Here is a 25,086-nt window from a genome sequence, read left to right on the forward strand (position 1 = left end):
TCATCACCTAAAACATCTTGAGTGCAGACATTACGCCTGCCCCAATCATCCCTGCTATTACCATAGCTTCCATCATAAATACAGTTCCAGAAATTGTGTTACCTGCTAAAAAGTCACGGATTGAATTCATAATTTGAATTCCAGGAACCAATATTATAATGCTTCCAATAATGACTGTATCGGGATTGGTAACCAAACCGAGTTGATTCAAGCCATTAGCCAGAAGCGCCATTAGGAAGGTAGCTACAAATTCTTGGATAAATCGTGCTTTCATAACTCTTGCAAGATAAGAGTAAAAACTATATCCTAAAGCACCAATCAACATCGTAATACCAATATCTTGAAATGAACCCTCGAACAGAAGCATCATGAAGCCACTAATCAATCCTGAACTGACGATCTTTAGCCAGTATGGAAAGTCGGCTTCATTTTTTTCAAGTTCGGTTAGCGCGTCATACAACTCATCAACTGATAAATCTTGAGCACTAAATTGTCTCGATAAGCTATTTACTTCAACGATCATTTCTAAGTTTTGACGACGTTTCACGATTCGCTTCATTTTCGTTGTTCTACCATAACGAGTCGTAACAAAAATCCCAGTTGGAATTACAAAGCTCATTGCTTCCCCATCGCCATGTCGTACATCTAAAATGCGATTCATTGTATCTTCTACACGATGCATCTCGGCACCATTTTCCATTAATATCTTGCCTGCAATCATGCAAGCATCCATTAATTTTTCTTCATCTAAGAAATCCACACTACCACCCCGCTAACATTAACTCTATTTTAACAGATATCTATTTTTTTGTTGGATTTAATTTCAAAGATATAGAGAACCATCATAGCAACCATAAAGACTAAGAAGACGGAAAATACTATCACACTCCCATGCGGATTCTTAAATTTACTTATTATCGAATAATACCCAGGACTAAAAAACATAAATAAGTAAAAAAATGCATTCGATGTATTCGATATCAACAGAGGTCTTTGTGTCTTAAAGTATAGTGTCATTACAATAATGGATACTACAACCATTGTCGTTAAAATAATTAACTGAGTTAATCCAAAGGATATCCCTGGAAAATACGGTAGTAAAGATTTAAAACAACCAACATATACAAACGATACCATCATCGTTGTAATTAGATAAGGTATTAGAGCTCTGTAAAATAGATATTTTCTTATTTCTGTTTCGCTTTCTTTGCCTGAAAGTATATAGGAGAGAACTGTAGGTTCCTGTATAGAAACATAGGATGATTTAAGAAAATATATAAATGCTACCGCATTAAATATAAACACAATGATTTGGTTCGTATAGAAATAATCCAACATAAGCGTTTGATTATTTTCTAGCAAATCAATAGCGATATAATTATCAGCAGTAGAGGCAACCAACAGTGAAAGAACCATCACGAGGAGAATAAAAGCATAGTAACGTAAGCATGACCTGTTTATGTAGTTTTTCATACAGTTCCTCTTTCTAACATAATTAATAAATCATGGAGTTTGATTTCACTGACTTCATTACTATTGTTTTTTGTAGTATCAATTAATACTTCTACAAAGTCTCTCTTTTTTCGAATCCCCACAACTCCTTCAGTCGGAATTTTCTCTTTACTTCCTGTCCACAATTTATATCGGTCTTGAAGTTCTAAGACACTTCCTTCAAAGAATTTCTTCCCATTCTTCATATAAACTAAATGATCACAAATATTTTCAATGTCTTCAACATTATTAGATGCGATGACTACATAGTTTTCTTCATTGAGTAAGTATGTCTGAATCATATTTTTAAACTCTATTTTATTCTTTTCATCAAGCCCATTGGTAGGTTCATCTAACAGTAGCATCTTTGAATTGCTTAATTTCATCAACTCAAACATATATTTCTTTTGCTGACCTTTTGACAATTCTCTTATTTTTAAGTGTGTTGGAATGCCAGCACTGATTAAGTTTCTTTCGAATACTCGAGCATTAAACCCATCATAAACTTTCTCAAACAAAACAGTACTACTGAATACTCCCATATGAGGAGTAACAGGGACAGAATCCGGCATATAAAAAACAGTATTATTTTTCTTGTAGTCTTCTAGCGAATATGAATCAACAGAATACGTTCCTTGATCCAAACTTAGGGCGCCACATAGGATTTTTAACAGCGAACTCTTTCCCCCTGAATTACGGCTCACAATCATGGTTACGAGGCCCTTGGGAATTTCTAGGTAATCGATGTTAATTTCCAAGTTTCTTCTACTCTTAGTTGCATTTTCTAATACAATCATTTGAATTACCTCCTTTGGTAGGCACTTACAAATTCTTTGATATCAATTACTTGCGAGTCTGATTCTATGAGTTGATGCGCTATATTTGAAAATTCCACAATATCAGCATTGATGATAGGATATCCTTCATCAAAATATAAAACATAATCCACAACATCATTAACCTCTTCGATATTATGTGTACTTATTATTGTGACACTTTCATTTTCATATGTGTAATCTATAATATCGTCAAGAATTTCACTTCTAACAAAAGGATCAATACCTGCCATCGGTTCATCAAAGATAAGAAGTTTCGGTTTGTGAGATAAGGCAACAGCTACCATGAGCCTTTGTTTCATCCCTAAAGAGAGATTCTTTGAACTCGATGTTTCATCAACATGATACTTATCTAAGTACGCTAAGCAAGTATCTCTATCCCACAGATTACCAAATAGGGTTTCATGAAGTTTTAATATCTCCGAAACTTTTGTAGCAGGTCCGAAAGGAAATAAATCAGGAATGTAAGCAAGATCGTTATTGAACCAGTCCTTATCATTAAAATTTATTATTCCAGAATCTTTATATTTAATTCCAGTTAGAAGTTTAATAAATGTCGTCTTTCCAGAACCGTTTTCTCCGAAAACTCCAATTATTTGGCCACCTTGTACATCTAAATTAACAGGACCACATTTGAATTTCACATTTAAAGCATTATCTTTCAACAACTCTCTTTGAAGCTTTTCAATATGTAGTTTATTCATCGTATTTGCCCTCCTATTCGAAATCAAGTTTTTTAAGTTTATTCAAGCGGTATCCATCTAGAAATACTGATACCACAGTTATTACTAGTTTAGCTATAATATTCTGACTCATACTAAATAATATCCATATTACTGTTACAACTAGGAGATCCAGTAATATATATGCGAAATCCTTTGAATTTTTTCCTAAGTTCAACTTGAAATACATTGCTAGCGATAACCAAGTAATTACCATTAACGCAAATGACAAATCAAAATTAACCTGGAATCCTTTGATATAAAGAACTACAGATGTGATTATAAAAAATATTATTGTATCGAGTAACATACTTTTTATAAATTCATTGATACTGAATGGTAAGGTTTTAAAGTAACCCTGAGCGATTGAAGTATCTCTTATAGTAAATGATGAATAACCTAAAGCAATTCCCCATGCAAATTCGTTTCCCCAATCATTTCTAACGAGTAACATTACTACAATAAGAGCCCAGATTAAATTCTTGAAGTTATTTCTCATGTTAATCTTGAAAATTCTAATCATAAATTTTCCCTCCTTGCCCTTTTACTACAATAAGAAAATATTAATAACTATTTCTTTCAATTATTTCGTTTAGCATCATTGACTTACTGTTGTCTGGGAGTTCTATACGTGCTCATATTATTTATGATGATACTTTTTATTTAACAAAGATCTACTTTTTTACTTGATTTAATTTGGTATAAGTAATAAGCATCCATTCCTAACATCACCACAATAAACACTAGACTAAGTATTCCTCTTCCAGAGAAATCCGCATCATTTATTAATGTCGGAAGGTAAGTAAATGCAAATAAGAATACAACATACATAATTACTTTTTTCTCAAGAGAAGGTTTAAAAACATTTTCTGTTTTATAGTATATGACCATAGATATTATCGTAATCGCAACAATACATAATAGAATTATGTTCTGTAGTGGATCAACAACAATTCTGGGGTTATATTGCGTTAGTGCCTCGAATTTCGAATAAAATATCATGTAGTTTATAACAGTAACAGCCAGGTAAGGAATTAATGCTCTTATAAACAGAAACTCCTTAATATCTTCTTTAGCATCTACTCTTGACAATAAAAATGATAGATTCGTAGTTGTAAATGTATATTCGTAAACACTCCCTAGTAAATATACAAATGCAAATGTATTCATCATAAATACTACTAATTGACTAATATATATCTTCTCTATTATTTGCTCTATTGAAGAATCAAATAAATAGACTAAACCAAGATTAAATGATGATGCAGCAATCATACTTGTAATTGCTAGTACTAACATAATCAATCCATAATACCACTTGCTGGATTTTCTAATAAATTTTTTCATCGTGAACCCCTTTCTAGCATGTTTAGAAGATCGTTGAGTTCAAGTCTTTCTACTGGGGCAAGGTCAAACACATACGTATCAATCAAAGCCTCTAATGTCTCTTTATTTCTTCTGATTCCAACTACTCCTAGTTTGGGTAATTCCTCTTCTTTTCCTTGCCACATTTGATATCTTTCTTGCATTTCTAAGGCAGTTCCTTCAAAGAATACTTCGTTATTTTTAAGGTAGATTAAATGATCACCAAACATTTCAATATCTTCCGCATTGTTTGAGGCCATCACGACATAATTGCTTTCATTGATTAGATGCGTTTGAATCAGTTGTTTTGCGTTTAGTTTGTTTTCTTCATCCATGCAACTCATGGATCCATCTATGAGTAACATCGCATCGTTAGTCAACTTGAATAATTCCAACATATATCGTTTTTGTTGTTCTTTAGAAAGTGCCTCTAATTTAAGATGTGGGGGAATATCTGCTAACTTTAGAGCTCTTTCTAACTTCCTTGAATCAAAACTAGGAATCATATCTTCAAAGAGATCGATATTTTTAAATACAGTCATGTTTTGTTTCCCAACTGCTTTGTCTGGTGCATAAAAAATCCCATGATACTTCTTGTATTTGTCAATTGACATATCATCAATTTTTATGACTCCGGCATCAAATTCTATGGCTCCACTTATGAGCTTTAATATTGTACTCTTTCCAGAAGATTTTTTTCCCACAATCATTGTTACAAGACCTTGGGAAATTTCGAGGTGATCAATTTCAAGAACCAAGTTTTTACGTTTCTTAGTAACATTTTCTATTATAATCATTTTTGATTCCTCCTGTTATATTCCTCTACAAATTCTGTAATATTCATTTTGTTGTTATCCGTATTGAGAATTCTATTGGCTTCTTCTGGAAAATCAAATTTGCTGGCATTGATTATAGCACTACCCTGTTCAAAATATAGAATATGATCAACTACATCATTCACAACTTCAGTATCATCTGTAGAAATGAATGTGATACTTTCATATTCATACGTACATTTAATAATATCATCATAAATTTCTTTTCTTATAAACGGTTCAAACCCTTCTTTAGGTTCATCAATGATTAGAATTTTTGCATTATGAGACAAGGAGACAGCTACGATTAGTTGTTGTTTCATTTCCAAAGATAAATGTAAAACTTTTAGTGTTGGATCTATATTATATCTAATAAGAAAATACTTCCATTTATCATCGTCCCAACTATCCCAATATAATGTCTGATACGTTGTTATTATATCTTTAACTTTCATTTTTGAATTAAATGGAAATTCCGAAGGAATATACGCGAGTTCATTTTTAAACCATGTTTTTTCGTTAAAAATCACCACCCCTGAATCAGAATATTTAATTCCCGACAATAATTGTATAAATGTTCTTTTTCCAGACTCTTTTTGTCCAAATATTCCTATTATTTTATTTCCGGATATATCTAGGGAAACAGGCCCTACTTTGAGCACATTTTTTTGTGGTTTTTCTACAGTTATCGTTCTTTGCAGACTCTCTATTTTGATTCTATTCTCCATGACGTCCTCCTACTCGAAATCCAATTTTTGTAAAGTCTTAAGTCGGTACACTACACCTGCAGTAGGTATTAGCAATACAAGTATTTTTAAGTTTATTGATGGTGCTAAAGTAAATAGGAACCATACAGCGACTATTGCAGCTAAATCCAAGAACCAGTACTTTTTTTGTAACGAGTTTTTTCCAACATTAAGTTTGAAATACATAGACGAAAGCAGAATTTCTAACATATAAATTAATATGATCTGATCAGTAAAAGCAACATCTTGAATCATAGCAACTGTCATGTAAATTGTTATTATTACTAACGTTTCTATTAATTTTTGATAAATTATATTTTTCATTTCTATAGGAAGTGTACTAAAATAGCCTACTGACAATCTTCCTGGGTTTGATGATAAAACCGTATACATAAGAATCCAAAACATATTCCTCTCAAGGGTTGAATCTGGATCAATGAAAATCATAATCAAAAGGGTAGTACCTATAATATAAAGAAATCTGTCTCTAATTGTACTTACTAACATGTTAATCATAAACTTTTCCTCCTTGCTCTTTCACTTCATTGAGAAAATCCTCATAACTTATTCCTGAATTTTTTGCTTGTTGCATCATTGACTTAATGTTATTAGCCAGTTCTTTACGATAGATAGTTTGAAAAGTTTCTGGTTTCTTTTCGGAAACATAACAACCTTTCCCCGCTACCATCACGACATAACCAAGCTTTTCAAGTTCTTCATAAGCTCTTTTAGTTGTGATGATGCTTACCTCTAAATCACGGGCAAGTACGCGCATTGACGGTAGCATTTGTCCTGATTCAAGATTTCCATTCACAATTTTCTCTTGGATCTGCATCATTATTTGTTCATATATCGGCATGCTGACCGTTTTCTTCAATTTAATGTCCACCGTATCACCTCTATCTGTATATACCTATTATATACAGTAATCTTAATTCTGTAAAGAAAAAAGGAAGCCTAAGCTTCCTTTCGTATACGGTCAACTTCAGAAATTAAGTATTTTTGAAGCTCCATACATGTATCTTTATTCATGGCAGGAACACCATCTAGTGGATATTCTTTACCAATTGTTTCGTATTTATTAACTCCCATCGTATGGTACGGTAGAAGTTCAATTCTTTCAATATTATTAAGTGGTGCAATGTACTCAGCAAGTTCATCCATATACTCATAAGTATCGTGGAATCCTGGCACAATAACAACACGAATCCAAATGTTCACACCATGTTCTTGTGCTTTCGCAAGGAATTGTTGCGTTACACGAAGTGGAGCACTGGTCATTTCACGGTATTTCTTTTCCTCAAGACCTTTGATGTCATAGAGAATTGTGTCAGTGACACTTAGGATATCATCAAATGTATCAACACGTCCAAATCCAGACGTATCAAGACAAGTACTAATTCCTTCAGCCTTACATGCTTTCATCGCATCATATAGAAACTCAGGTTGGTTTAAAGGTTCGCCACCGCAAAACGTTACCCCTCCCTCTTCACCATAATAAGGTTTATAACGTTTCAATTTTGTGACAAGCTCATCGACAGTTATTGCATCCTTCGGATCTGTACGCCACATATCTGGGTTGTGGCAAAATAAACAGCGAAGGGGACAACCCGAGAGAAACGCAATAGTACGAATCCCTGGGCCATCCACCATTCCCATTGTTTCTAACTTACGGACGTATCCGGTTCTAGATTGTTTCATGGAAGGTACGGCTTATAACTTCTTTTTGTTGTTCTGTCGATAAACGGTTGAAGTTTACAGCGTAACCAGATACACGAATGGTTAATTGTGGGTATTTCTCTGGGTGTTGCATAGCATCTTCTAATAACTCACGATTTAATACGTTAACGTTTAAGTGGTGAGCTTTTTGACTGAAGTATCCATTCATAACACCTACAAGGTTATTAATTCTTTCGTCTTCACTCTTACCTAAAACTTGAGGTACGATTGAGAATGTGTTTGAAACTCCGTCTTCACAAACATCTGCATAAGGAATCTTAGCAACTGAGTTTAATGAAGCAAGTGCTCCAGAACTATCACGACCGTGCATTGGGTTTGCACCTGGTGCAAATGGTTCCCCTGCATGACGTCCATCAGGTGTTGATCCTGTCTTCTTACCATAAACAACGTTTGAAGTAATTGTAAGAATTGATAATGTATGTTTTGCATCACGAATGATTTCGTGTGATTTGAGGTAACGTGAGAAACGTTCTACCAAGTCAACTGCGATATCGTCAACGCGGTCATCATCATTACCGTATTTTGGATAATCTCCTTCAATTTCGAAATCAACTGCAAGTCCTTCTTCATTACGAATTGGTTTAACTTGAGCATATTTGATTGCGGATAAGGAGTCAGTAGCGACTGATAGTCCAGCGATACCGAATGCCATGAGACGTTCAACATTTGTGTCGTGAAGTGCCATTTGGCTCTTTTCATATGCATATTTATCATGCATATAGTGAATGATATTCATTGTATCAACATATACTTGAGCAACTTCTTGTAAGACTGCATCGTATTGTTTCATTACTTTATCGTAATCAAGAATTTCGTCGTCCATTGTTGGAACATCTTCAAGAACTTTAATTCCCTTAACTTCATCACGTCCCCCATTGATTGAGTAGAGTAATGCTTTAGCTAAGTTTGTACGTGCTCCAAAGTATTGCATTTGTTTACCGATTTCCATTGCAGAAACACAGCATGCGATTCCGTAGTCATCGCCAAAGTTTGGACGCATGATATCGTCGTTTTCATATTGGATAGCACCTGTTTCGATTGACATCTTAGCACAGTAGCGTTTGAAGCCAATTGGAAGATCTTCTGACCAAAGAACAGTCATATTAGGTTCTGGTGCAGGTCCTAGGTTTGTTAATGTATGTAAGTAACGGAATGAGTTCTTAGTTACTAATGTACGGCCATCTTTACCCATACCACCGATTGATTCTGTAACCCATGTTGGATCACCAGCAAAGAGATCATCGTATTCAGGAGTACGTAAGTGACGTGCTAAACGAAGTTTCATAATGAATTGATCAATATATGCTTGAGCTTGTTTTTCATCAATGATTCCAGCTGCAATATCACGTTCGATATAAATATCTAAGAATGTTGATGTACGACCTAAACTCATTGCAGCACCATTATTTTCTTTGATAGCTGCTAGGTATCCAAAGTATGTCCATTGAATTGCTTCTTGAGCATTCTTTGCAGGTTCGCTAATATCAAAACCATATTTAGCTGCCATTGATTTAATAGCACCTAATGCACGAATTTGTTCGTTAACTTCTTCGCGGAGTTGAATTGTATCTGCTGTAATCTTTTTGATTGCTGCAAGATCTTTTTTCTTTTCTTCAACAAGGCGATCAATACCATAAAGTGCAACACGACGGTAGTCACCAATGATACGTCCACGTCCATAAGCATCAGGTAATCCAGTTAGAAGACCTGTTGTACGATACTTACGAATTTCAGGAGTATAACCATCGAAAACACCTTGGTTATGTGTTTTTGTGTAGTTGTGGAAGAAAAAGCTTGTCTTGTCATCCATTTTTCTACCGTATGTTTCAAGAATGTTATCTACTAAACGAATACCACCATAAGGGTTAATAATACGTTTAAGAGGTGCATCTGTTTGAAGACCTACAATTTCTTCATCTTCTTTGATGATATATCCGGGTTCGAAATTATCAATTCCTGACATAGCATCCATTTCAATATCAAGGACACGAACCTTAACTTCTTCTTTAAGAAGTTCTAAGCTCTTATCCCATAGTCTTTCTGTGTTATCACTTATGCCAGCGAGGAATTGATCATCACCTTCATAAGGAGTAACGTTAAGTTGAATAAAGTCGCGTACGTTGATTTCGTCTTGCCATTTACCAGATTTAAAACCGTTCCATTGATTTGTCATAATATGCATCTCCTTTTATAATCACATCTTACCAAATATTCCTATATATTATTATTCAATCGTAATAATTTTTTATCATTTCGTATAATTTGATAATTTCATTTTACCAAATCAAGTCAAAACAAATCATAAATATATTTTGAATTAAATTTCACAAAGTTTTCTCGAATCTCGTGTATTTTGTAAGATAAACATTTGAAAGAAACCGCTTAATCTTATATACTTAAGGGGCACTATGGAGGTACATCATGTCAACAAACGCAACTGAATATCTTAAACGTTATATTCCATTTGTAGACTTTCTTGCAGAAATTCTTGGAAAGAATTCCGAAATAGTCTTACACGACCTTACTGACCTGGATTCATCAATCCTAGCGATTCGAAATAACTACATCACAAAACGTGAAGTTGGTGACCCTGCCACTGATTATGTATTAAAAACTGTCAAGGAAGGGATCGATGATGACTTCGAATATTCTATTAATTACCGCGGTATTACAAATCGAGATAATAAGCAATTAAAATCTGCGTCTCTTTATATTCGTTACGAGGGAAATCTTGTCGGAATGATCTGCGTAAATACTGACGAATCAATCTTTAACGAAATAAATAAAAACCTCGAAACACTCGAAGTACTTTTAAGAACCTATAAACATGAAGAAGAACATACTGTTACCAATGAATCTCTCTCTCGTTCAATTGAAGAAATGGCTGAGAATACAGTATATGAAATGTCGATTGCTAAAGGCATTCCAGTGACAAAATTCAAGCAAGACGATAAGTATGAAACAATATCTCTATTATATGATAACGGCTTCTTCTTACTCAAAGGTGCAGTACCTGAAATAGCGAAGATTCTAAAAATATCTGAACCAACCGTTTATCGTTACCTACAAACAATCAAAAATAAGTAAACCAAAAGCAACACTCATTTTAAACTGAATGTTGCTTTTTATCTTATAAAGTCATTGAGGCGCGTTCCTTGAAATGAGAGAACACCACGATCATTTTCAATGAGAATTCCATAACGATTTCCACTTACCTTGAATTCTTTTCTTTCCCCATCCGCGAGTTCAAACGTTACAAAGTACTGTGTGTTAGAGGCTCCCGAGTTTAACCGAACATCAATACGTTTTGATATGACTCTCGCATCTGTCACCACTTCTTCGGATCGATTGTTACTCAAGTATTCATAAACTGAGCGGAGAACCAAAAACAAAATAATCAAAACAAAGATGATAATAATAAACGTAAACATTCCATTTTCAGGACCTCTATCAAAGATAGATGTTTTATCTTGGAATTCCATTTCAATCACCTCTTATCTACTTTGAATATACCACATTTTCAACATTATGAATAGTTTAACGGCCACATAAAAACTCTGCATTTGCTAGGAATACAGAGTTTAAAATTATTATTTTTCTTCGCGCCAGATTTTCGCACCCAGTGAACGAAGTTTATTATCGATATCATCATAACCACGATCGATATGATAAACTTCACTAATTTCAGTAACACCTTCTGCAATCAATCCTGCAACCACAAGACTTGCACCACAACGTAGATCTGTTGCCTCAACCTTAGCACCAAATAAAGGTGTTGGTCCTGTAATATTTGCTTGTGATGGAATAACATTGATGTTAGCTCCCATTCTTTGAAGCTCTGTACAATGTTTGAAGCGTTCCGCATAGATTGTCTCACGAACACTTGATGTTCCTGTAGCCTGTGTTAAAAGCGTTGTGAGAGGTTGTTGGAGGTCTGTTGCAAGACCTGGGTAGGTTTGAGTTGTTACATCAATCCCTTTTAACGATTCAGATGAACGAATTCGTGCGTAGTCCATTCCGACCTCTACATTAACACCCATTTCAATCAACTTCGATAAAAGAGCATCCAAGTGAAGTGGAATAATATTTTCAATTGTGACATCCTCAGCCATCGCTGCGGCCATAATGATATAAGTTCCCGCTTCAATACGATCTGGAATAATCTCGTGTGCTTTACCATCTAAGGTTTCAACACCCTCGATTGTAATAACATTCGTTCCTGCTCCACGAATCTTAGCACCCATCTTATTTAAGAAGTTAGCAACATCAATAATTTCAGGTTCTTTCGCAGCATTTTCAATGACTGTTTTACCTTCTGCAAGTGTTGCAGCTAACATGATGTTGATGGTTGCTCCTACGGAAGCAAAATCAAGATAGATTTTTGCTCCCTCAAGTTTCTCTGCAGAAATTGTGTAATAACCTTGAGTATAGTCGATATTTGCACCCAATGCCTCAAAACCTTTTAAGTGCAAATCAAAAGGACGTGGTCCTAAATAACATCCACCTGGCATTTGCATTCTAACATATTTATATTTACCTAATAGTGCACCCATGAAATAATAAGATGCTCTTAATTTTGTAACTGCTTCGTGGTCTAAATCCACATTTTTCATTTGTGATGTATTAATTTGAAAATGTTCCGGTGTTGGTGATGTTACCGAGACATTAAGTTCTTGAAGCAATATCGATAATGACTCGACATCCGAGATATCGGGAACCCCATAGATATTTACCTCACTATTTGTTGCGAGAATTGCTGCAGGGATTAATGCTACTGTCGCATTCTTCGCACCGCCAATTCTTACCTTACCGTTTAATTTGTGTCCACCTTCAATTTTTATAATTTCCGCCATTCAAACAACTCCTTTAGCCATAGTTATTATAACTTAAATTACTCATAAAAAATAGCTCTTGACTCTATCGTTCACGCACTTGTCATAATTTTATTGCTGTGAGACGCCAATCCATGTGAAAAGAACATCTCGGAGTCAAGATGTTCTTTTATTTTAAGTCTATTTACTTACTTTGTCATAATGACGCTTTACGAAGTAGCACACAGTGAATCCCAAAATTGAGATAAACATGAAGTTACGGGTCATTCTTTCCATGTTTAACATCGTTGCTTCTTTTACATCATTTAATTTAAAGAAATAAACAGACCAACTCGTCAGTAACAGATAGATATCAAAGAGAATGCGGTTAACACGATATAGCACTTTAGTAAAGATAAGGCCAGAGTACTTTTGAGCCCGAGCAATATTATCGGCATACAGGTGTAAGACCACAATGCCAGATATACCCAACGCATAGAGAAAGTCATTAAAGAGATATCCTTCGAAGGTTTTAAGACTTAAAGAATAAAGCAAAGTAATACATGCTAAACCAATCCAAGATACCATTTCAAGTTTCACAAGTTTTTTCATACTATCGTGCCGTCACTTTATAGGTTAAGTTAAAGTTATACTGAATGATAACGCCTCGACCATTATTTTTATTGGACACTTCTGCAGACAATCGGTTGTAGTACCAATTTAATGGTACGGTTGCTATCTTGATAAATGGTGCAAGACCTAACACGCCTAAGTTACGTTGCAGAGATGCGTAGTCTTTGATTAAATCTTTTGTTTGTTGATTGTTGTAAGTTACAACAACGCCCCACCAATGCTCTTTACGATGTTCATAGTTTCCACCTTGAATATCATATGACATCATCAACCCGAGATCATCATACTTTTCAGGTAATACAAGTTCCATATTCTATTCCCCCCTTTCGAATCACAACAAGCTTGTAATTCGAATTACTTAGAAGACTTGGATAATCCTAAGTAAAATTATTTTATCATACTATTTTTTCATTGTTTTCTTTTGTCGCTAATGGATAAAATCACTTATTAAACGGTAAAAAAAAGACTTCAAAATGAAGTCCTTACTTTTTATGAGTATTTGCCATAACGTAGAAGAGGCCAACAAATACAGCACCTCCTACAATGTTACCAAGATAGGAAAAGACAAAATTACTCAAAAATTGCGAGATTGTGACGCCACCATATGACATCGAAATTCCCATGAGAAATACATTCGCAACACTATGTTGAAAACCTAACAGTACAAAGACCATAACCGGGAACCAAATTCCCATTATTTTGCCTGCACCATCTTTCATCACAATGTTTAACCAAACCCCCAACCCAACAAACCAGTTACAGATAATACCCGATACAAATGTACGAAGCGGGTCATAGTGTGCTTTCGATTGAGCCAAATTATTAATAACATCCTGATAAGAGGAAAGTGTTCCTAAATACGTTCCAACAATCAAGGCTACAAATAAGGCTCCCGCTATATTTGCTAGAGTAATTACCAACCAGTTTTTAGCAAGTTGTGATAGTGTTACTTTTTTATTCCAATAGGCTGTTCCGATAACGGTCATATTACCAGTAATCAGTTCCCCACCAGCTAATAGAATTACAAGAAGTCCAATCGGAAATATCGATGCCCCCAACACATTTCCTAAACCACCATCAATGGTAGCTACACATTTTATATACGCCATATATCCAAGAGATATCATTGCTCCTGCAATAAAGCCTAATACAATCTGTGCTTTGAGACTTTTATTAACTTTCTTAACACCCAACTCACTGACTAGCGAGACAGTTTCATCCAAAGAATTCATACGTTCCTCCATACCACTCTGTGTTATTCTACAAATTATAGGTACTTGAAACAACCAGTTAACCGTAACTTTGTGAAAATTTTAGATTGTTTCGCCAATTATGACGCATCAAACAGCAAAGTTTGTAGGAAGTTCATTTTTTTGCACAAAAAAAGACTCACTTGATAATTCAAGCAAGTCTTCATCACTTTAATCTAATTAAGCTTTGTTTGCTGAACCGAATACAGTAATTTTTTCTTTAACTGTATCGCACATTGCTTGGTATCCAGGAGCTAAAAGTTTACGAGGATCGTAGTTTTTACCTTCTAAATCTTTACCTTCTTCGATAAATTTACGTGTTGCTGCAGCAAATGCTAATTGTAATTCTGTGTTAACGTTGATTTTAGCTACTCCTAAATCAACTGCTTTTTGTGTTTGGTCTGTAGGAATTCCTGATCCACCGTGTAATACTAATGGAATGTTTCCTGTTGCTTTCTTGATTGCATCAAGAGTTTCGAAGCTTAGTCCAGCCCAGTTTTCTGGATATTTACCGTGGATGTTACCGATACCAGCTGCTAAGAAGTCGATACCTGTATCAACCATCATTTTACATTCTGCTGGGTCAGCTAATTCACCTGTACCGATGATTCCGTCTTCTTCTCCACCGATTGATCCAACTTCAGCTTCAACTGATGCACCTTGTGCATGAGCGATTGAAACAATTTCACGTGTTTCTGCTAAGTTTTGGTCTAATGGTAAGTGTGATCCATCATACATAACTGATGTAAATCCAGCTGCAAGAGCTTTTTTAGCTCCTTCGAAGCTACCGTGGTCTAAGTGTAATGCTACAGGAACTGTGATGTTTAGTTCTTCCATCATTCCTTCAACCATCTTAACGATTGTTTTGTAACCTGTCATATATTTACCAGCACCTTCTGATACTGCTACCAAGATTGGTGAGTTCATTTCTTGTGCTGTTGAAAGGACTGCTTTTGTCCACTCTAAGTTGTTAATGTTAATTGCAGGAACAGCGTAGTGGCCGTCACGTGCATTTTCCAAAATTTCTTTTGCTGAAACTAATGCCATAAAATATTTTCCTCCTAATATCTACAATCTATTTTACTCTTTTTTCTGAAAAAAGCAAAGCCGCATTCACAAATCCATGAAATAACGGATGAGAACGGTTTGGTCTTGATTTAAACTCTGGGTGATATTGACTTGCAATGTAGAAATCATGATCTTTTAACTCGATAATTTCCACTAATTCACCATCAGGACTTAGACCACTAAAAGTCACACCTTTTTCTTCAAAAAGTTGACGATATTTATTATTAAATTCATAACGATGACGGTGACGTTCAAAGATCACATCTTCATTATAAAGTTCGCGAGCTAAACTATCTGCTTTTAGCTCACATGGATAGTTACCAAGTCTTAATGTTCCACCAACATTTGTTTGGTGAACTTGGTCTTCCATAATGTCAATTACAGGATATGAAGTGTTTGCATCAAGTTCTGTTGAGTGAGCATTATCCATGCCACAAACGTTACGTGCAAATTCAATCATTGCCACTTGCATCCCTAAACAAATTCCAAAGTAAGGAATGTTATTTTCGCGTGCAAATTGTGAAGCAAGAATCTTACCTTCAACACCACGTGAACCAAATCCACCAGGAACCAATATTCCATCATGACCACCAAGAATATCTTTAACATTTTCTGGTGTTAATGTAGCGGAATCAATCCAATCAATTTCAACTTCAGCACCCAGTGCATATCCAGCATGAAGTAATGCTTCAGCAACCGATAAATAAGCATCATGAAGTTCAACATATTTACCAACAAGTGCAACATTTACTTTCTTCGTAAGATTGTTTGCACTATCAATCATTGCTTTCCATTCTGTCATATCTGCAGGAGCAATATCTCCCAATCCAAATTTATGAAGAATATAATCATCAAGTCCTTGTTTTTGGAATGCTAATGGCAATTCATAGAGGTTCTCCACATTACGAGATTCAATAATTGCTGATTCATTAACATCACAGAAAAGCGCAATTTTTTTCTTCATGTCATCAGTTAACGGCTCATCACAACGGGTTACGATTATGTTTGCTTTAATTCCGTGTGACATAAGCTCTTTAAAACTATGTTGCGTAGGCTTTGTTTTGAATTCACCACTTGCAGGCACTTGTGGGATAAGTGTCGTGTGGACGAAAACAACATCTTCAGTACGATTTTCAGCATGAACTTGACGAATAGCTTCTAAAAATGGCAACGATTCAATATCCCCTACCGTACCACCGATTTCAGTAATAACAACATCCGCTCCTGATTCTTCAGCAACATCATAGACTTTATTCTTAATTTCATCTGTGATGTGTGGAATAACTTGTACAGTAGCACCAAGGTATGCACCTTTACGTTCTTTATTAATAACACTTTGGTATACACGACCCGTTGTAATACTTGCATTTCTTGTCAGTTCTTCGTCAATAAAACGTTCGTAATGACCTAAGTCCAAGTCGGCTTCATGACCGTCTTTTGTTACGAATACTTCTCCGTGTTGAAATGGAGACATAGTCCCTGGATCAACATTAATATATGGATCAAATTTTTGCATATAAACCTTTAATCCACGATTTTTCATAAGTCGTCCTATTGACGATGCCACAATCCCCTTACCAATACCTGAAACAACCCCACCTGTTACAAAAATATACTTCGTCATGCCTACCGCTCCTTCTTAATACAAAATAAAAGCTCCCATCAAATGGAAGCTTATTGCCCTTTTATATTTTAGCAAACTTAATATTTGACTTCAACCGCTTTAGCGATTTATTCGTCATCTGTTGCAACTTCTTCTTCGTAATCGTCATAGTCCTCGTCGTAATCATCATAACTATCGAGCAAATCAGGATCGATTTGTAAACTTTCAAGTGAATGACGTTCACGTAAATCCCATGTGTTGCTTTCAAGAGAGATAAATCGGGAATCCATCATAAGTGCATTATAGAATGATGCTACTTTTCTTTTAGCGACTGCTTCAGGAAAATTTGCCTCTACAGAAACTTCTTGCCAAAGCTTTTGAAACGGTATTTCTTTTTTCTTTTTCGTTAAGCGTTCAAACGCAATATCAGTTAGTGATTTTGATGACATATTTATACCTCCGGTTCCCACCAACATTCAAAGACTAGAATATCGATGATTTCATCGTTTTGCTTTAAATGATACCTTATATAAATAAAATTAGATTCAATCTTCATAGATTCTACTTTAATATTAAATGCTACCACACCATGCTCGTTTGTGATGCTCAATTCTGTCGTTTCAGTTTGATGAAATGATCCCAGTGTTATCCAGGAATCTTCCCGCTTCATTGATACTTCACTACGCGTAACATTTAAGATTACTATCGCTCCATCCGGCTCGAAATAAACAATTCTTTTATAATCACCATAATCATCAATTTGTGCGTTTAATTGATTGTACTCATGCTGACTATCTTGAGCCTTTTGTCGTATATTAATTTTAGTCTTAATGTAGATCCTCCTAACATATTTACCACTGAATTATATTCAAGATACAAGGATTGTCAATAGCTTTACAACATAAATAACAAAAGTATGCAAAATAGCGCATACTTTCATTAAATGTTCACATTACTTTAACATAGTTTTTTCAATTGCATCGACTTCACGAATGATTTGAGGCGCTAAATCTACGCAACCATTTTCAGTTACAACTACATCAGTTTCAATACGAATTCCGATGCTCTCTTCCGCAATATAAAGCCCTGGTTCGTTGGTAATAACATTTCCCACGACCAGTGGTGTAGCTCGATCTAACCACACATCATGAGTATCAAGACCTAATGAGTGTCCAATGCTGTGATAGTAGTATTGACCCACCTCTTCGACAGAATCTATCAAACCAAGCTTAATACAAGACTTACCTAACAATTCTTTAGATAATTCGTTAAGATCTAAAATACTTACTCCTGGTTTAATTGCTTCATTAATAGCATGGAAACAATTTAGGACCTCTTGGTAAACGTCTCTTTGTCGTTGTGTATATTTACCATTGATTGGGAATGTACGCGAAATATCTGCACCATATCCATTAACACGGATTCCTAAATCTAATAAGACAAGCTCACCATCATTTAAAGGTTGATCATTTGAGATGTAGTGCAATGTTGTAGCATTCTTTCCAGATGCAACAATCGTATCAAACATAAGGTCTCCGTGTGCACGATTCCCTTCATATAAGAAACGAGCAGCCATATCATTTTCATTATTTCCCGGTTTCATTTCTTCAATCATACTCATAATTGCTGTATTAGTAACTTCCGCTGCAGCTTTAATTGCCTCAACTTCTTCTGGAAGTTTAACCATACGACACTTCACAATATTTTCAAAAATATCCGTTACAAAATCTTCATCGAATTCTTCCGAGAACATCAACCCTGATCCATAATACTCATCAGCAATCGTGTCATGATCCATATCAACACCGATCTTATAACCAGCTTTAATGACTTCTCCTACATAATCATCAAATGCCGAGAAGTAACGAATGTCTTCGACACCACAGCGTTCAAAAGCTTCTGTATCACGCATGTAATGGCCAATCCATTTTTCTTTAAATGCATCAATATCTCTCAAGAAGAGAATTTCTTTTTGATTTGGTTTGTCAAAAACAAGGATTGCTCCCGGTTCTTCTATATGGGTTCCATAAAAAAAGTTACGGTTTGCAAAGAATGGATATTCAGCATCTGCTGATTTTCTTACAGGCAATCCACTGAATAGAAAGGTCACTGTATTGTCTGGTAACTCGTTCATAATATTTTTTCTAATTGTAATTAAAGTTTCTTTATTCATATCGTGTCCTCCTAGGTGTACTTATTATCCCTCAACACCTCTAAGATAGCAACCCAAAATATACTCTTACAATTTTAATTAATTTAGCTTGGGATAGCGCAAAAAAGACACTCTCAATTTAGAGAATGTCTATAACTTAATTATATTTCAGTTCTAACTTTATCAGGGAAGAATACTTTACTATCTTCTTTCATATTTCCAGTTGCAAAACCATGGACGATTGATGATGCTTTCGATAACTCAACAAGCGAACCATCTTTCATTTGCACCCAAATTCCACTATCCACACCTTCTTCATAAGGCATGTAGAGGATTTGTGTTGTATAGTCTTGAATAACATAATACTCAGGGTCATATCCGAGATTACGTACGGACGCCACAATCGATTCCATTTGATCATTATCCAAAACATCTTGGTATTTAAAGAGGTCTCTATTCAAGAGTCGTGACGATAAATCACGCAAGATAGGATCATCACACTCTGTCAAAGTCATAAACCCACTAAGACATGTTGATTCATCCAACTGGTAATGAGCCTTTAAACTGATATCTCCCTTGCTCACAAAGGGTTTAATGAATGAAATCGAATCCATAGCATTACGATCTTCTAACGTTAAATCTCTCATTCGTTTAAATAACGCAAGCAATATCATTTCAAAACTTCGTGACGTAGGGTGAAGATACACTTGCCAGTACATTTGATAGCGAGCCATGATGTAATCTTCTACAGCATGAATTCCACTTTCTTTCACTACAATTCGATCATCCACTACTTTTAACGTACGAATAATTCGATTGAGATCAAACTCTCCATAGCTTACACCAGTAAAGTAAGAGTCTCTTAGAAGGTAATCCATACGGTCCGCATCCAATTGACTTGAAATAATTTGGGTCAGAAGTTTTCTTTCGGCTCTGTGCGCAATTATGTCAGCAACAAGCTGCGGTAAGTCTTCCGAAGTTTCTCTCAATATTTTATTAATATGAGTATCTTCAAGAATGATACGATCTGTAAACTCTTCGTGATTTACAGAGGTAACTGCTTCAAATGCATGAGAAAATGGCCCATGCCCAACATCATGAAGGAGTCCAGCACAAAGGAGTGCTACAACTTCAAACTCAGAAAGCACATCTTTCAATCCAGCAACTTTTTCAATGATGTTTCGAACCAACTCGTACACACCTACAGAGTGTGAAAAGCGAGAATGCTCAGCACCATGGTAGACCTGATACGTTCCTCCCAGTTGATGAATTCTTCGTAAGCGTTGAAATTCAGGAGCATTAATGAGATCCCAAATAATTTGGTACTCAACATTAATGTATCCATGAACCGGATCACGCATTACTTTTAATTCATGACATTTTTTAAAATTATTTGACATAATCTTCAAGTCTTTGTTTTACAGTTTCATAACCAGTTAAATATAAAGCACTCATTAAATCTGGTCCATGAGTTTGATATGTTGCGGAAACACGAAGACCCATAAATAAAGGTTTTCCTTTTAGTTCAGATAATTTCTTAGCTTCATTAAATGCTTCTTTTAGATTTTCCACAGTCCATTCGGTTGGTAAGCATGATAGGAATGCTTTCGCAACAACAGGTGTAGTTTCCCATTCAAGGACTTCTCTTTCAGCATCAGTAAGTTCTGGCTCTTCAAAGAATGGTTTTACTAATTCCACAATTTCAGCACCGTATTGAAGTTGTTCTTTATATAAAAGCATACACATTTCAACCCACTCATTATCACGTGTTGAAAGATCGTAAGCTTCTTCCACAAATGGACGTACAAAGTCTAACCATTCTGAATCTTCTTTAGCCTTTAAGTATTGGTGATTCATCCATGTTAATTTGGTAACATCAAACATTGATGGCGCTTTTGATAAACGTGTTTCATCAAATTCTGCGATTAATTCTTCCTTAGTAAATAATTCTTGTTCCCCTTTAGGTGACCAACCTAGAAGAGTCATGAAATTAAACATCGCTTCTGGTAGATAACCTTGGTCTTTGTATTGACTGATGTATTGCATGATTGAATTATCTCGTTTTGATAATTTCTTACCGTTTTCGTTCACAATCAAAGTCATATGTCCAAACTTAGGAATATCCCAACCAAACATTTCAAATAACATCATTTGTTTTGGAGTATTAGAAATATGTTCTTCACCTCTAAACACATGGCTAATTTCCATGAGGTGATCATCAATAACAACTGCAAAGTTATAAGTAGGAATACCATTTGATTTTACGATAACCCAATCACCGATGTCTTTAGATTCAAAAGTAATCGTACCACGTACCATATCATCGAATGTATATACTTTATTTTCAGGTACACGAAGTCTCACTGAATAAGCGCGACCTTCTTCTTCATACTTACATTTTTCATCATGGCTTAGATGTAGACATTTTTGGTTATAACGTGTTGAAGCATACCCTGCTTCTTTTTGACGATTGTAATCTTCTTCTAATTCTTCAGGAGTACAGTAACACTTGTATGCATCACCGCTCTCTAAAAGTTTCTCAACATACTTATTATAAATATCGAGTCTCTCCATTTGTCTGTATGGAGCATATGCTTCATTAGGTTTGTCTGGAGATTCGTCAGGAATAATTCCTAACCAATTTAAGTAATAAAGTTGTGATTCCTCGCCACCCTCAACGTTACGCTCAATATCTGTATCCTCAATACGCAATACAAAATCACCACCGTAATGTTTTGCGATTAAATAATCAAACAATGCGGTTCGAGCGTTTCCAATGTGTAAAAATCCTGTTGGACTTGGTGCATAACGAACTCTAACTTTTTTCATTTTAATACCTCTCTCTAAATGCCTTTCCATTATATCACGCTTTGTCAAGTGTTTAAATGGATATTCATACTCAAAACTAAAAAGAAAGAACCTTAAGTTCTTTCTTATGACATCTTAAAATTCTGTTTTGATAAGCATTGCCATTCCCAGCCCACCACCAATACAAAGTGATGCGATGCCAGTCGAAAGTTCTTCTCTTCTTAATTCATGAATAAGACTTACCAAGATACGAGCTCCCGAAGATCCAATTGGATGACCCAATGCAATGGCACCACCATTGACATTAACCTTCGTTAAATCAAGTTCAAGATCATCAAGAACGGCTACCGATTGTGATGCGAAGGCTTCATTGATTTCATAACGATCGACACTATCATGAGTGATACTTTGTTTAGATAGTAATTTTTTTATGGCGTAGTAAGGTGAGTATCCCATTAAGCTTGGATCCATACCAATCTCTGTATAACCTTCAATGGTTGCGAGGATGGGAAGATTCATAGCTTCTGCTTTCTCACGAGACATCAAGACTAAAGCAGCAGAACCATCATTAATTCCTGATGCATTCCCTGCAGTGACCGTACCCTCTTTTATAAAAGAGGGTTTCAAACGTTCAAGTCCTTCGATTGTACTATTATGACGTACAAACTCGTCTTCCTCAAACAGACCGTCTTTCACAGGTATGGGTACAATTTCTTCTTTAAATTTTCCTTCTTTGATAGCACGTGATGCTTTAAGTTGAGAATCGAGTGCGAATGCATCTTGACGTTCACGGCTAACATTATATTTTTTCGCAATATTTTCTGCGGTGATTCCCATTAAATCATTTGAAAATGCATCAATGAGGCCATCTTTAAAAATTGCATCTTGTGTTTCCAGGAGTCTTAATTTAGTACCAAATCGAGCATTCTCAAGGTATTGTGGTGCCATCGACATATTTTCAAAGCCACCAACAACAACCGTATCATTTTCACCAAGCATAATTGATTGCATCCCTAGATGAACTGCCTTAAGTCCTGAACCACATACTTCATTGACGGTGAAAGCAGGAACATCTACGCCAATCCCAGCACCAATCGATGCTTGACGCGCAGGGTTTTGCCCTAAGTTGGCTTGAAGAACATTTCCCATGATAACATAATCAACATCTTCAACCGATAAACCTGAACGCTTTACTGCAGATTCAATAACTGCAGATCCTAACTTCACAGCCGGTGTAGCAGAAAGACTGCCTCCAAATTTACCTATGGCACTTCGGCATGCGCCTACAATTACAACATCTCTCATTTCATCACCTCTTAGACTCCAATTATACCGATTATTAACACAAAATACACGAAATCTTTATGTGGAATTGTTGTCACCCTGTTTTTCCTTTGCTTAATAATGTGTAACCCATTATAATAAGGGAGAAATATATGAAGGAGACATATCATGAACATAGGAATCGATAAAATCGGATTTTATTCCCCTGAATATTTTATTGATATGCGAAAACTTGCAGTGGCTCGTAACATTGACCCTGATAAGTTCACATACGGTTTAGGCCAAGACCTTATGGCTGTGAAACCCATAACTCAAGATACCATTACAATGGGAGCAAATGCTGCCAATACAATATTAAACGATAGCGATAAAGAGGCCATTGATCTTGTTATCCTAGCTACCGAAACTGGATTAGATTTTTCAAAGTCAGGTGCAACTTCTATTCATAGCTTGCTAGGAATCAACGCCTTCGCACGCTGCATTGAAATGAAACAAGCCTGCTACTCCGCAACTGCAGCAATTGCCTTTGCACAAGCTCACATCGCAATGACACCGGGCAGTAAAGCACTCGTGATTGCGAGTGACACTTCCCGCTATGGACTTAATACATCCGGAGAACCAACTCAAGGAGCTGGCGCTGTAGCGATGTTAATATCTGAAGAACCTCGTATTCTTCAACTCGAAACCAACGCCACCTACTTCACAGATGATATTTTAGATTTCTGGAGACCAAACTATAGCGATGTCGCACTTGTTGACGGTAAATATTCAAACGAACAATATCAAAGATTCTTCGAAACAGTTATCAACCGTCATTTCGAAAAAAATGAGATGTCACTTGCTGATTTCAACGCATTGTGTTTCCACATTCCCTATACAAAAATGGGATTAAAAGCACTCAGAAGCATTGTCGATAAAGAAGAACGTCCTGACTTATATATAAATTATACAGATAGCACACTTTACAATCGACAAGTGGGTAACATCTATACCGGATCGCTTTACCTAAGTCTTCTTTCCCTTTTAGAAAAAGGAACAATGAAGCCAAGGGAACGCATTGGTTTATTCAGCTACGGTTCAGGCGCTGTAGGAGAATTCTTCTCCGGCATCTTACAACCTGATTATAAAGAAGCACTCATTAACCACGAGCTCGTTCTAAACAAACGCCAAGAACTTTCAATCAAAGAATACGAACGTATGTACAATGCAAAAACTGTCGAAAATGGTTCACACCAAATCTTCGACACGACTCACGAGCAATCTGTATTCTACATGGCTGAAATTAAAAATAATGCCCGCATTTATAAAACTAACAAATAGTAAAAAATGACCTTAAATTATAAGGTCATTTTTTATAGTTTATGGAATTGTGCGACATCTAAGATAAATACTGTAGCACCACCAACTTGAACTTCGACTGGGAACGATGCATAACGTCCAATATCGTAAGAAGCTGTCGAAGGAACCACTTCAGTACGTTTTTTACATTCATTTCCGATTACTTCTAAACATGCGTCAACACGGTCATCTTCAACACCAATAATTAAAGTTGTGTTTCCTGCTCTTAAGAACCCACCTGTTGTTGCTAGACGCGTTACTTGGAAGTTTTCTTTATTTAATGATGATGATACAACTGAACTATCATCATTAGATACGATTGCTAATACTAATTTCATGGGAATACCTCCTCTATCTCTAGTTAATATTATAACATAATCTGTATTTTATAAAATACAGTCTTCGTGTAAATAAATTCCTAAGT

The 25,086-nt window shown here is 35.6% G+C and carries 28 protein-coding genes; 2 read left to right on the forward strand and 26 right to left on the reverse strand.

Annotation, left to right across the window (positions count from 1 at the left end):
• Positions 1 to 7: 7 nt before the first annotated feature.
• The 12 genes from H9L01_RS02410 to pflB all read right to left on the reverse strand — a co-directional run bounded on the left by H9L01_RS02410 (position 8) and on the right by pflB (position 9,897).
• Positions 8 to 760 carry a threonine/serine exporter family protein gene (locus H9L01_RS02410; protein WP_187534440.1) on the reverse strand — a complete coding sequence of 251 codons (753 nt, stop codon included), beginning with the start codon at positions 758 to 760 and terminating at the stop codon, positions 8 to 10.
• Positions 761 to 789: 29 nt separating this feature from the next.
• On the reverse strand, positions 790 to 1,473 hold the full coding sequence (locus tag H9L01_RS02415) for a hypothetical protein (protein WP_187534441.1): 684 nt from the start codon (positions 1,471 to 1,473) through the stop codon (positions 790 to 792).
• Positions 1,470 to 2,288 carry an ATP-binding cassette domain-containing protein gene (locus tag H9L01_RS02420; RefSeq protein WP_187534442.1) on the reverse strand — a complete coding sequence of 273 codons (819 nt, stop codon included), beginning with the start codon at positions 2,286 to 2,288 and terminating at the stop codon, positions 1,470 to 1,472. The genes H9L01_RS02415 and H9L01_RS02420 overlap by 4 nt, the downstream gene beginning before the upstream one ends.
• 5 nt (positions 2,289 to 2,293) lie before the next feature.
• The gene (locus tag H9L01_RS02425; protein ID WP_187534443.1) at positions 2,294 to 3,031 is read right to left on the reverse strand and encodes an ATP-binding cassette domain-containing protein; all 738 of its coding nucleotides are present in this window, start codon (positions 3,029 to 3,031) and stop codon (positions 2,294 to 2,296) included.
• Between the two features lie 13 nt (positions 3,032 to 3,044).
• Positions 3,045 to 3,572, reverse strand: coding sequence for a hypothetical protein (locus H9L01_RS02430; RefSeq protein ID WP_187534444.1), 528 nt, complete (start codon positions 3,570 to 3,572; stop codon positions 3,045 to 3,047).
• 140 nt (positions 3,573 to 3,712) lie between these two features.
• Positions 3,713 to 4,348: a hypothetical protein gene (locus H9L01_RS02435; protein ID WP_187534445.1), complete on the reverse strand. Its 636-nt coding sequence runs from the start codon at positions 4,346 to 4,348 to the stop codon at positions 3,713 to 3,715.
• Between the two features lie 44 nt (positions 4,349 to 4,392).
• The gene (locus H9L01_RS02440) at positions 4,393 to 5,211 is read right to left on the reverse strand and encodes an ATP-binding cassette domain-containing protein (RefSeq protein WP_187534446.1); all 819 of its coding nucleotides are present in this window, start codon (positions 5,209 to 5,211) and stop codon (positions 4,393 to 4,395) included.
• Positions 5,208 to 5,957 carry an ATP-binding cassette domain-containing protein gene (locus H9L01_RS02445; RefSeq protein WP_187534447.1) on the reverse strand — a complete coding sequence of 250 codons (750 nt, stop codon included), beginning with the start codon at positions 5,955 to 5,957 and terminating at the stop codon, positions 5,208 to 5,210. Before H9L01_RS02445 ends, H9L01_RS02440 begins: the two co-directional genes overlap by 4 nt.
• 9 nt (positions 5,958 to 5,966) lie before the next feature.
• Positions 5,967 to 6,491, reverse strand: coding sequence for a hypothetical protein (locus H9L01_RS02450; protein ID WP_187534448.1), 525 nt, complete (start codon positions 6,489 to 6,491; stop codon positions 5,967 to 5,969).
• Positions 6,484 to 6,864, reverse strand: coding sequence for a GntR family transcriptional regulator (locus H9L01_RS02455; protein ID WP_223151041.1), 381 nt, complete (start codon positions 6,862 to 6,864; stop codon positions 6,484 to 6,486). The genes H9L01_RS02450 and H9L01_RS02455 overlap by 8 nt, the downstream gene beginning before the upstream one ends.
• 68 nt (positions 6,865 to 6,932) lie before the next feature.
• Positions 6,933 to 7,676 (reverse strand): pyruvate formate-lyase-activating protein, encoded by a 744-nt coding sequence (gene pflA / locus H9L01_RS02460; RefSeq protein ID WP_187534449.1) that lies wholly within the window; start codon positions 7,674 to 7,676, stop codon positions 6,933 to 6,935.
• On the reverse strand, positions 7,663 to 9,897 hold the full coding sequence (pflB, locus tag H9L01_RS02465) for a formate C-acetyltransferase (RefSeq protein ID WP_425486353.1): 2,235 nt from the start codon (positions 9,895 to 9,897) through the stop codon (positions 7,663 to 7,665). Before pflB ends, pflA begins: the two co-directional genes overlap by 14 nt.
• Positions 9,898 to 10,136: 239 nt before the next feature.
• On the opposite strand from pflB, the gene H9L01_RS02470 reads away from it, so the two are divergent.
• Positions 10,137 to 10,802: a helix-turn-helix transcriptional regulator gene (locus H9L01_RS02470; RefSeq protein ID WP_187534451.1), complete on the forward strand. Its 666-nt coding sequence runs from the start codon at positions 10,137 to 10,139 to the stop codon at positions 10,800 to 10,802.
• A 38-nt stretch (positions 10,803 to 10,840) separates the two neighbouring features.
• Here the strand turns inward: H9L01_RS02470 and H9L01_RS02475 are convergent, their stop codons facing one another.
• From H9L01_RS02475 to H9L01_RS02535, 13 genes are all read right to left on the reverse strand, one after another.
• Complete coding sequence (locus tag H9L01_RS02475) at positions 10,841 to 11,197, reverse strand: DUF2500 domain-containing protein (RefSeq protein ID WP_187534452.1); 357 nt, start codon at positions 11,195 to 11,197, stop codon at positions 10,841 to 10,843.
• Between the two features lie 108 nt (positions 11,198 to 11,305).
• Positions 11,306 to 12,568, reverse strand: coding sequence for a UDP-N-acetylglucosamine 1-carboxyvinyltransferase (locus H9L01_RS02480; RefSeq protein ID WP_187534453.1), 1,263 nt, complete (start codon positions 12,566 to 12,568; stop codon positions 11,306 to 11,308).
• A gap of 159 nt (positions 12,569 to 12,727) precedes the next feature.
• Positions 12,728 to 13,138, reverse strand: a complete 411-nt coding sequence (locus H9L01_RS02485; RefSeq protein ID WP_187534454.1) for a hypothetical protein — start codon at positions 13,136 to 13,138, stop codon at positions 12,728 to 12,730.
• 1 nt (position 13,139) lies between these two features.
• Positions 13,140 to 13,469, reverse strand: coding sequence for a hypothetical protein (locus tag H9L01_RS02490; protein ID WP_187534455.1), 330 nt, complete (start codon positions 13,467 to 13,469; stop codon positions 13,140 to 13,142).
• Positions 13,470 to 13,641: 172 nt separating this feature from the next.
• Positions 13,642 to 14,391: a formate/nitrite transporter family protein gene (locus tag H9L01_RS02495; RefSeq protein ID WP_187534456.1), complete on the reverse strand. Its 750-nt coding sequence runs from the start codon at positions 14,389 to 14,391 to the stop codon at positions 13,642 to 13,644.
• Between the two features lie 198 nt (positions 14,392 to 14,589).
• Positions 14,590 to 15,456 carry a class II fructose-1,6-bisphosphate aldolase gene (gene fba / locus H9L01_RS02500; RefSeq protein ID WP_187534457.1) on the reverse strand — a complete coding sequence of 289 codons (867 nt, stop codon included), beginning with the start codon at positions 15,454 to 15,456 and terminating at the stop codon, positions 14,590 to 14,592.
• Between the two features lie 28 nt (positions 15,457 to 15,484).
• On the reverse strand, positions 15,485 to 17,101 hold the full coding sequence (gene pyrG / locus H9L01_RS02505) for a CTP synthase (protein WP_187534458.1): 1,617 nt from the start codon (positions 17,099 to 17,101) through the stop codon (positions 15,485 to 15,487).
• A 107-nt stretch (positions 17,102 to 17,208) separates the two neighbouring features.
• Complete coding sequence (rpoE, locus tag H9L01_RS02510) at positions 17,209 to 17,529, reverse strand: DNA-directed RNA polymerase subunit delta (RefSeq protein WP_187534459.1); 321 nt, start codon at positions 17,527 to 17,529, stop codon at positions 17,209 to 17,211.
• Between the two features lie 2 nt (positions 17,530 to 17,531).
• Positions 17,532 to 17,918 (reverse strand): DUF1934 family protein, encoded by a 387-nt coding sequence (locus H9L01_RS11020; protein ID WP_484489038.1) that lies wholly within the window; start codon positions 17,916 to 17,918, stop codon positions 17,532 to 17,534.
• A gap of 114 nt (positions 17,919 to 18,032) precedes the next feature.
• Positions 18,033 to 19,253: an aminopeptidase P family protein gene (locus tag H9L01_RS02520; protein WP_187534461.1), complete on the reverse strand. Its 1,221-nt coding sequence runs from the start codon at positions 19,251 to 19,253 to the stop codon at positions 18,033 to 18,035.
• Between the two features lie 140 nt (positions 19,254 to 19,393).
• Positions 19,394 to 20,632 (reverse strand): HD domain-containing protein, encoded by a 1,239-nt coding sequence (locus tag H9L01_RS02525; protein WP_187534462.1) that lies wholly within the window; start codon positions 20,630 to 20,632, stop codon positions 19,394 to 19,396.
• Entirely contained in the window at positions 20,622 to 22,061 is a 1,440-nt protein-coding gene (gene gltX / locus H9L01_RS02530) for a glutamate--tRNA ligase (RefSeq protein ID WP_187534463.1), read from the reverse strand. The genes H9L01_RS02525 and gltX overlap by 11 nt, the downstream gene beginning before the upstream one ends.
• Positions 22,062 to 22,175: 114 nt before the next feature.
• The gene (locus H9L01_RS02535) at positions 22,176 to 23,345 is read right to left on the reverse strand and encodes an acetyl-CoA C-acetyltransferase (protein WP_187534464.1); all 1,170 of its coding nucleotides are present in this window, start codon (positions 23,343 to 23,345) and stop codon (positions 22,176 to 22,178) included.
• 147 nt (positions 23,346 to 23,492) lie between these two features.
• Between H9L01_RS02535 and H9L01_RS02540 the strand changes: the two genes are divergently transcribed.
• Positions 23,493 to 24,644, forward strand: coding sequence for a hydroxymethylglutaryl-CoA synthase (locus H9L01_RS02540; RefSeq protein ID WP_187534465.1), 1,152 nt, complete (start codon positions 23,493 to 23,495; stop codon positions 24,642 to 24,644).
• 32 nt (positions 24,645 to 24,676) lie between these two features.
• Here the strand turns inward: H9L01_RS02540 and H9L01_RS02545 are convergent, their stop codons facing one another.
• A complete protein-coding gene (locus H9L01_RS02545; RefSeq protein ID WP_187534466.1) occupies positions 24,677 to 25,000 on the reverse strand; it encodes a cyclic-di-AMP receptor in 324 nt (107 codons plus the stop codon).
• Positions 25,001 to 25,086: the final 86 nt, after the last annotated feature.

Origin of the sequence: Erysipelothrix inopinata, from assembly GCF_014396165.1 — a bacterium.
In the GTDB taxonomy this organism is placed as follows: Bacteria; Bacillota_I; Bacilli_A; order Erysipelotrichales; family Erysipelotrichaceae; genus Erysipelothrix; species Erysipelothrix inopinata.

Coding starts and splice junctions, on each gene's coding strand:
- H9L01_RS02415 (WP_187534441.1), bottom strand. CDS start 1,473: ATGAAAAACTACATAAACAGGTCATGCTTACGTTACTATGCTTTTATT.
- H9L01_RS02420 (WP_187534442.1), bottom strand. CDS start 2,288: ATGATTGTATTAGAAAATGCAACTAAGAGTAGAAGAAACTTGGAAATT.
- H9L01_RS02425 (WP_187534443.1), bottom strand. CDS start 3,031: ATGAATAAACTACATATTGAAAAGCTTCAAAGAGAGTTGTTGAAAGAT.
- H9L01_RS02430 (WP_187534444.1), bottom strand. CDS start 3,572: ATGATTAGAATTTTCAAGATTAACATGAGAAATAACTTCAAGAATTTA.
- H9L01_RS02435 (WP_187534445.1), bottom strand. CDS start 4,348: ATGTTAGTACTAGCAATTACAAGTATGATTGCTGCATCATCATTTAAT.
- H9L01_RS02440 (WP_187534446.1), bottom strand. CDS start 5,211: ATGATTATAATAGAAAATGTTACTAAGAAACGTAAAAACTTGGTTCTT.
- H9L01_RS02445 (WP_187534447.1), bottom strand. CDS start 5,957: ATGGAGAATAGAATCAAAATAGAGAGTCTGCAAAGAACGATAACTGTA.
- H9L01_RS02450 (WP_187534448.1), bottom strand. CDS start 6,491: ATGATTAACATGTTAGTAAGTACAATTAGAGACAGATTTCTTTATATT.
- pflA (WP_187534449.1), bottom strand. CDS start 7,676: ATGAAACAATCTAGAACCGGATACGTCCGTAAGTTAGAAACAATGGGA.
- pflB (WP_425486353.1), bottom strand. CDS start 9,897: ATGCATATTATGACAAATCAATGGAACGGTTTTAAATCTGGTAAATGG.
- H9L01_RS02470 (WP_187534451.1), top strand. CDS start 10,137: ATGTCAACAAACGCAACTGAATATCTTAAACGTTATATTCCATTTGTA.
- H9L01_RS02475 (WP_187534452.1), bottom strand. CDS start 11,197: ATGGAATTCCAAGATAAAACATCTATCTTTGATAGAGGTCCTGAAAAT.
- H9L01_RS02480 (WP_187534453.1), bottom strand. CDS start 12,568: ATGGCGGAAATTATAAAAATTGAAGGTGGACACAAATTAAACGGTAAG.
- H9L01_RS02485 (WP_187534454.1), bottom strand. CDS start 13,138: ATGAAAAAACTTGTGAAACTTGAAATGGTATCTTGGATTGGTTTAGCA.
- H9L01_RS02490 (WP_187534455.1), bottom strand. CDS start 13,469: ATGGAACTTGTATTACCTGAAAAGTATGATGATCTCGGGTTGATGATG.
- H9L01_RS02495 (WP_187534456.1), bottom strand. CDS start 14,391: ATGAATTCTTTGGATGAAACTGTCTCGCTAGTCAGTGAGTTGGGTGTT.
- fba (WP_187534457.1), bottom strand. CDS start 15,456: ATGGCATTAGTTTCAGCAAAAGAAATTTTGGAAAATGCACGTGACGGC.
- pyrG (WP_187534458.1), bottom strand. CDS start 17,101: ATGACGAAGTATATTTTTGTAACAGGTGGGGTTGTTTCAGGTATTGGT.
- rpoE (WP_187534459.1), bottom strand. CDS start 17,529: ATGTCATCAAAATCACTAACTGATATTGCGTTTGAACGCTTAACGAAA.
- H9L01_RS02520 (WP_187534461.1), bottom strand. CDS start 19,253: ATGAATAAAGAAACTTTAATTACAATTAGAAAAAATATTATGAACGAG.
- H9L01_RS02525 (WP_187534462.1), bottom strand. CDS start 20,632: ATGTCAAATAATTTTAAAAAATGTCATGAATTAAAAGTAATGCGTGAT.
- gltX (WP_187534463.1), bottom strand. CDS start 22,061: ATGAAAAAAGTTAGAGTTCGTTATGCACCAAGTCCAACAGGATTTTTA.
- H9L01_RS02535 (WP_187534464.1), bottom strand. CDS start 23,345: ATGAGAGATGTTGTAATTGTAGGCGCATGCCGAAGTGCCATAGGTAAA.
- H9L01_RS02540 (WP_187534465.1), top strand. CDS start 23,493: ATGAACATAGGAATCGATAAAATCGGATTTTATTCCCCTGAATATTTT.
- H9L01_RS02545 (WP_187534466.1), bottom strand. CDS start 25,000: ATGAAATTAGTATTAGCAATCGTATCTAATGATGATAGTTCAGTTGTA.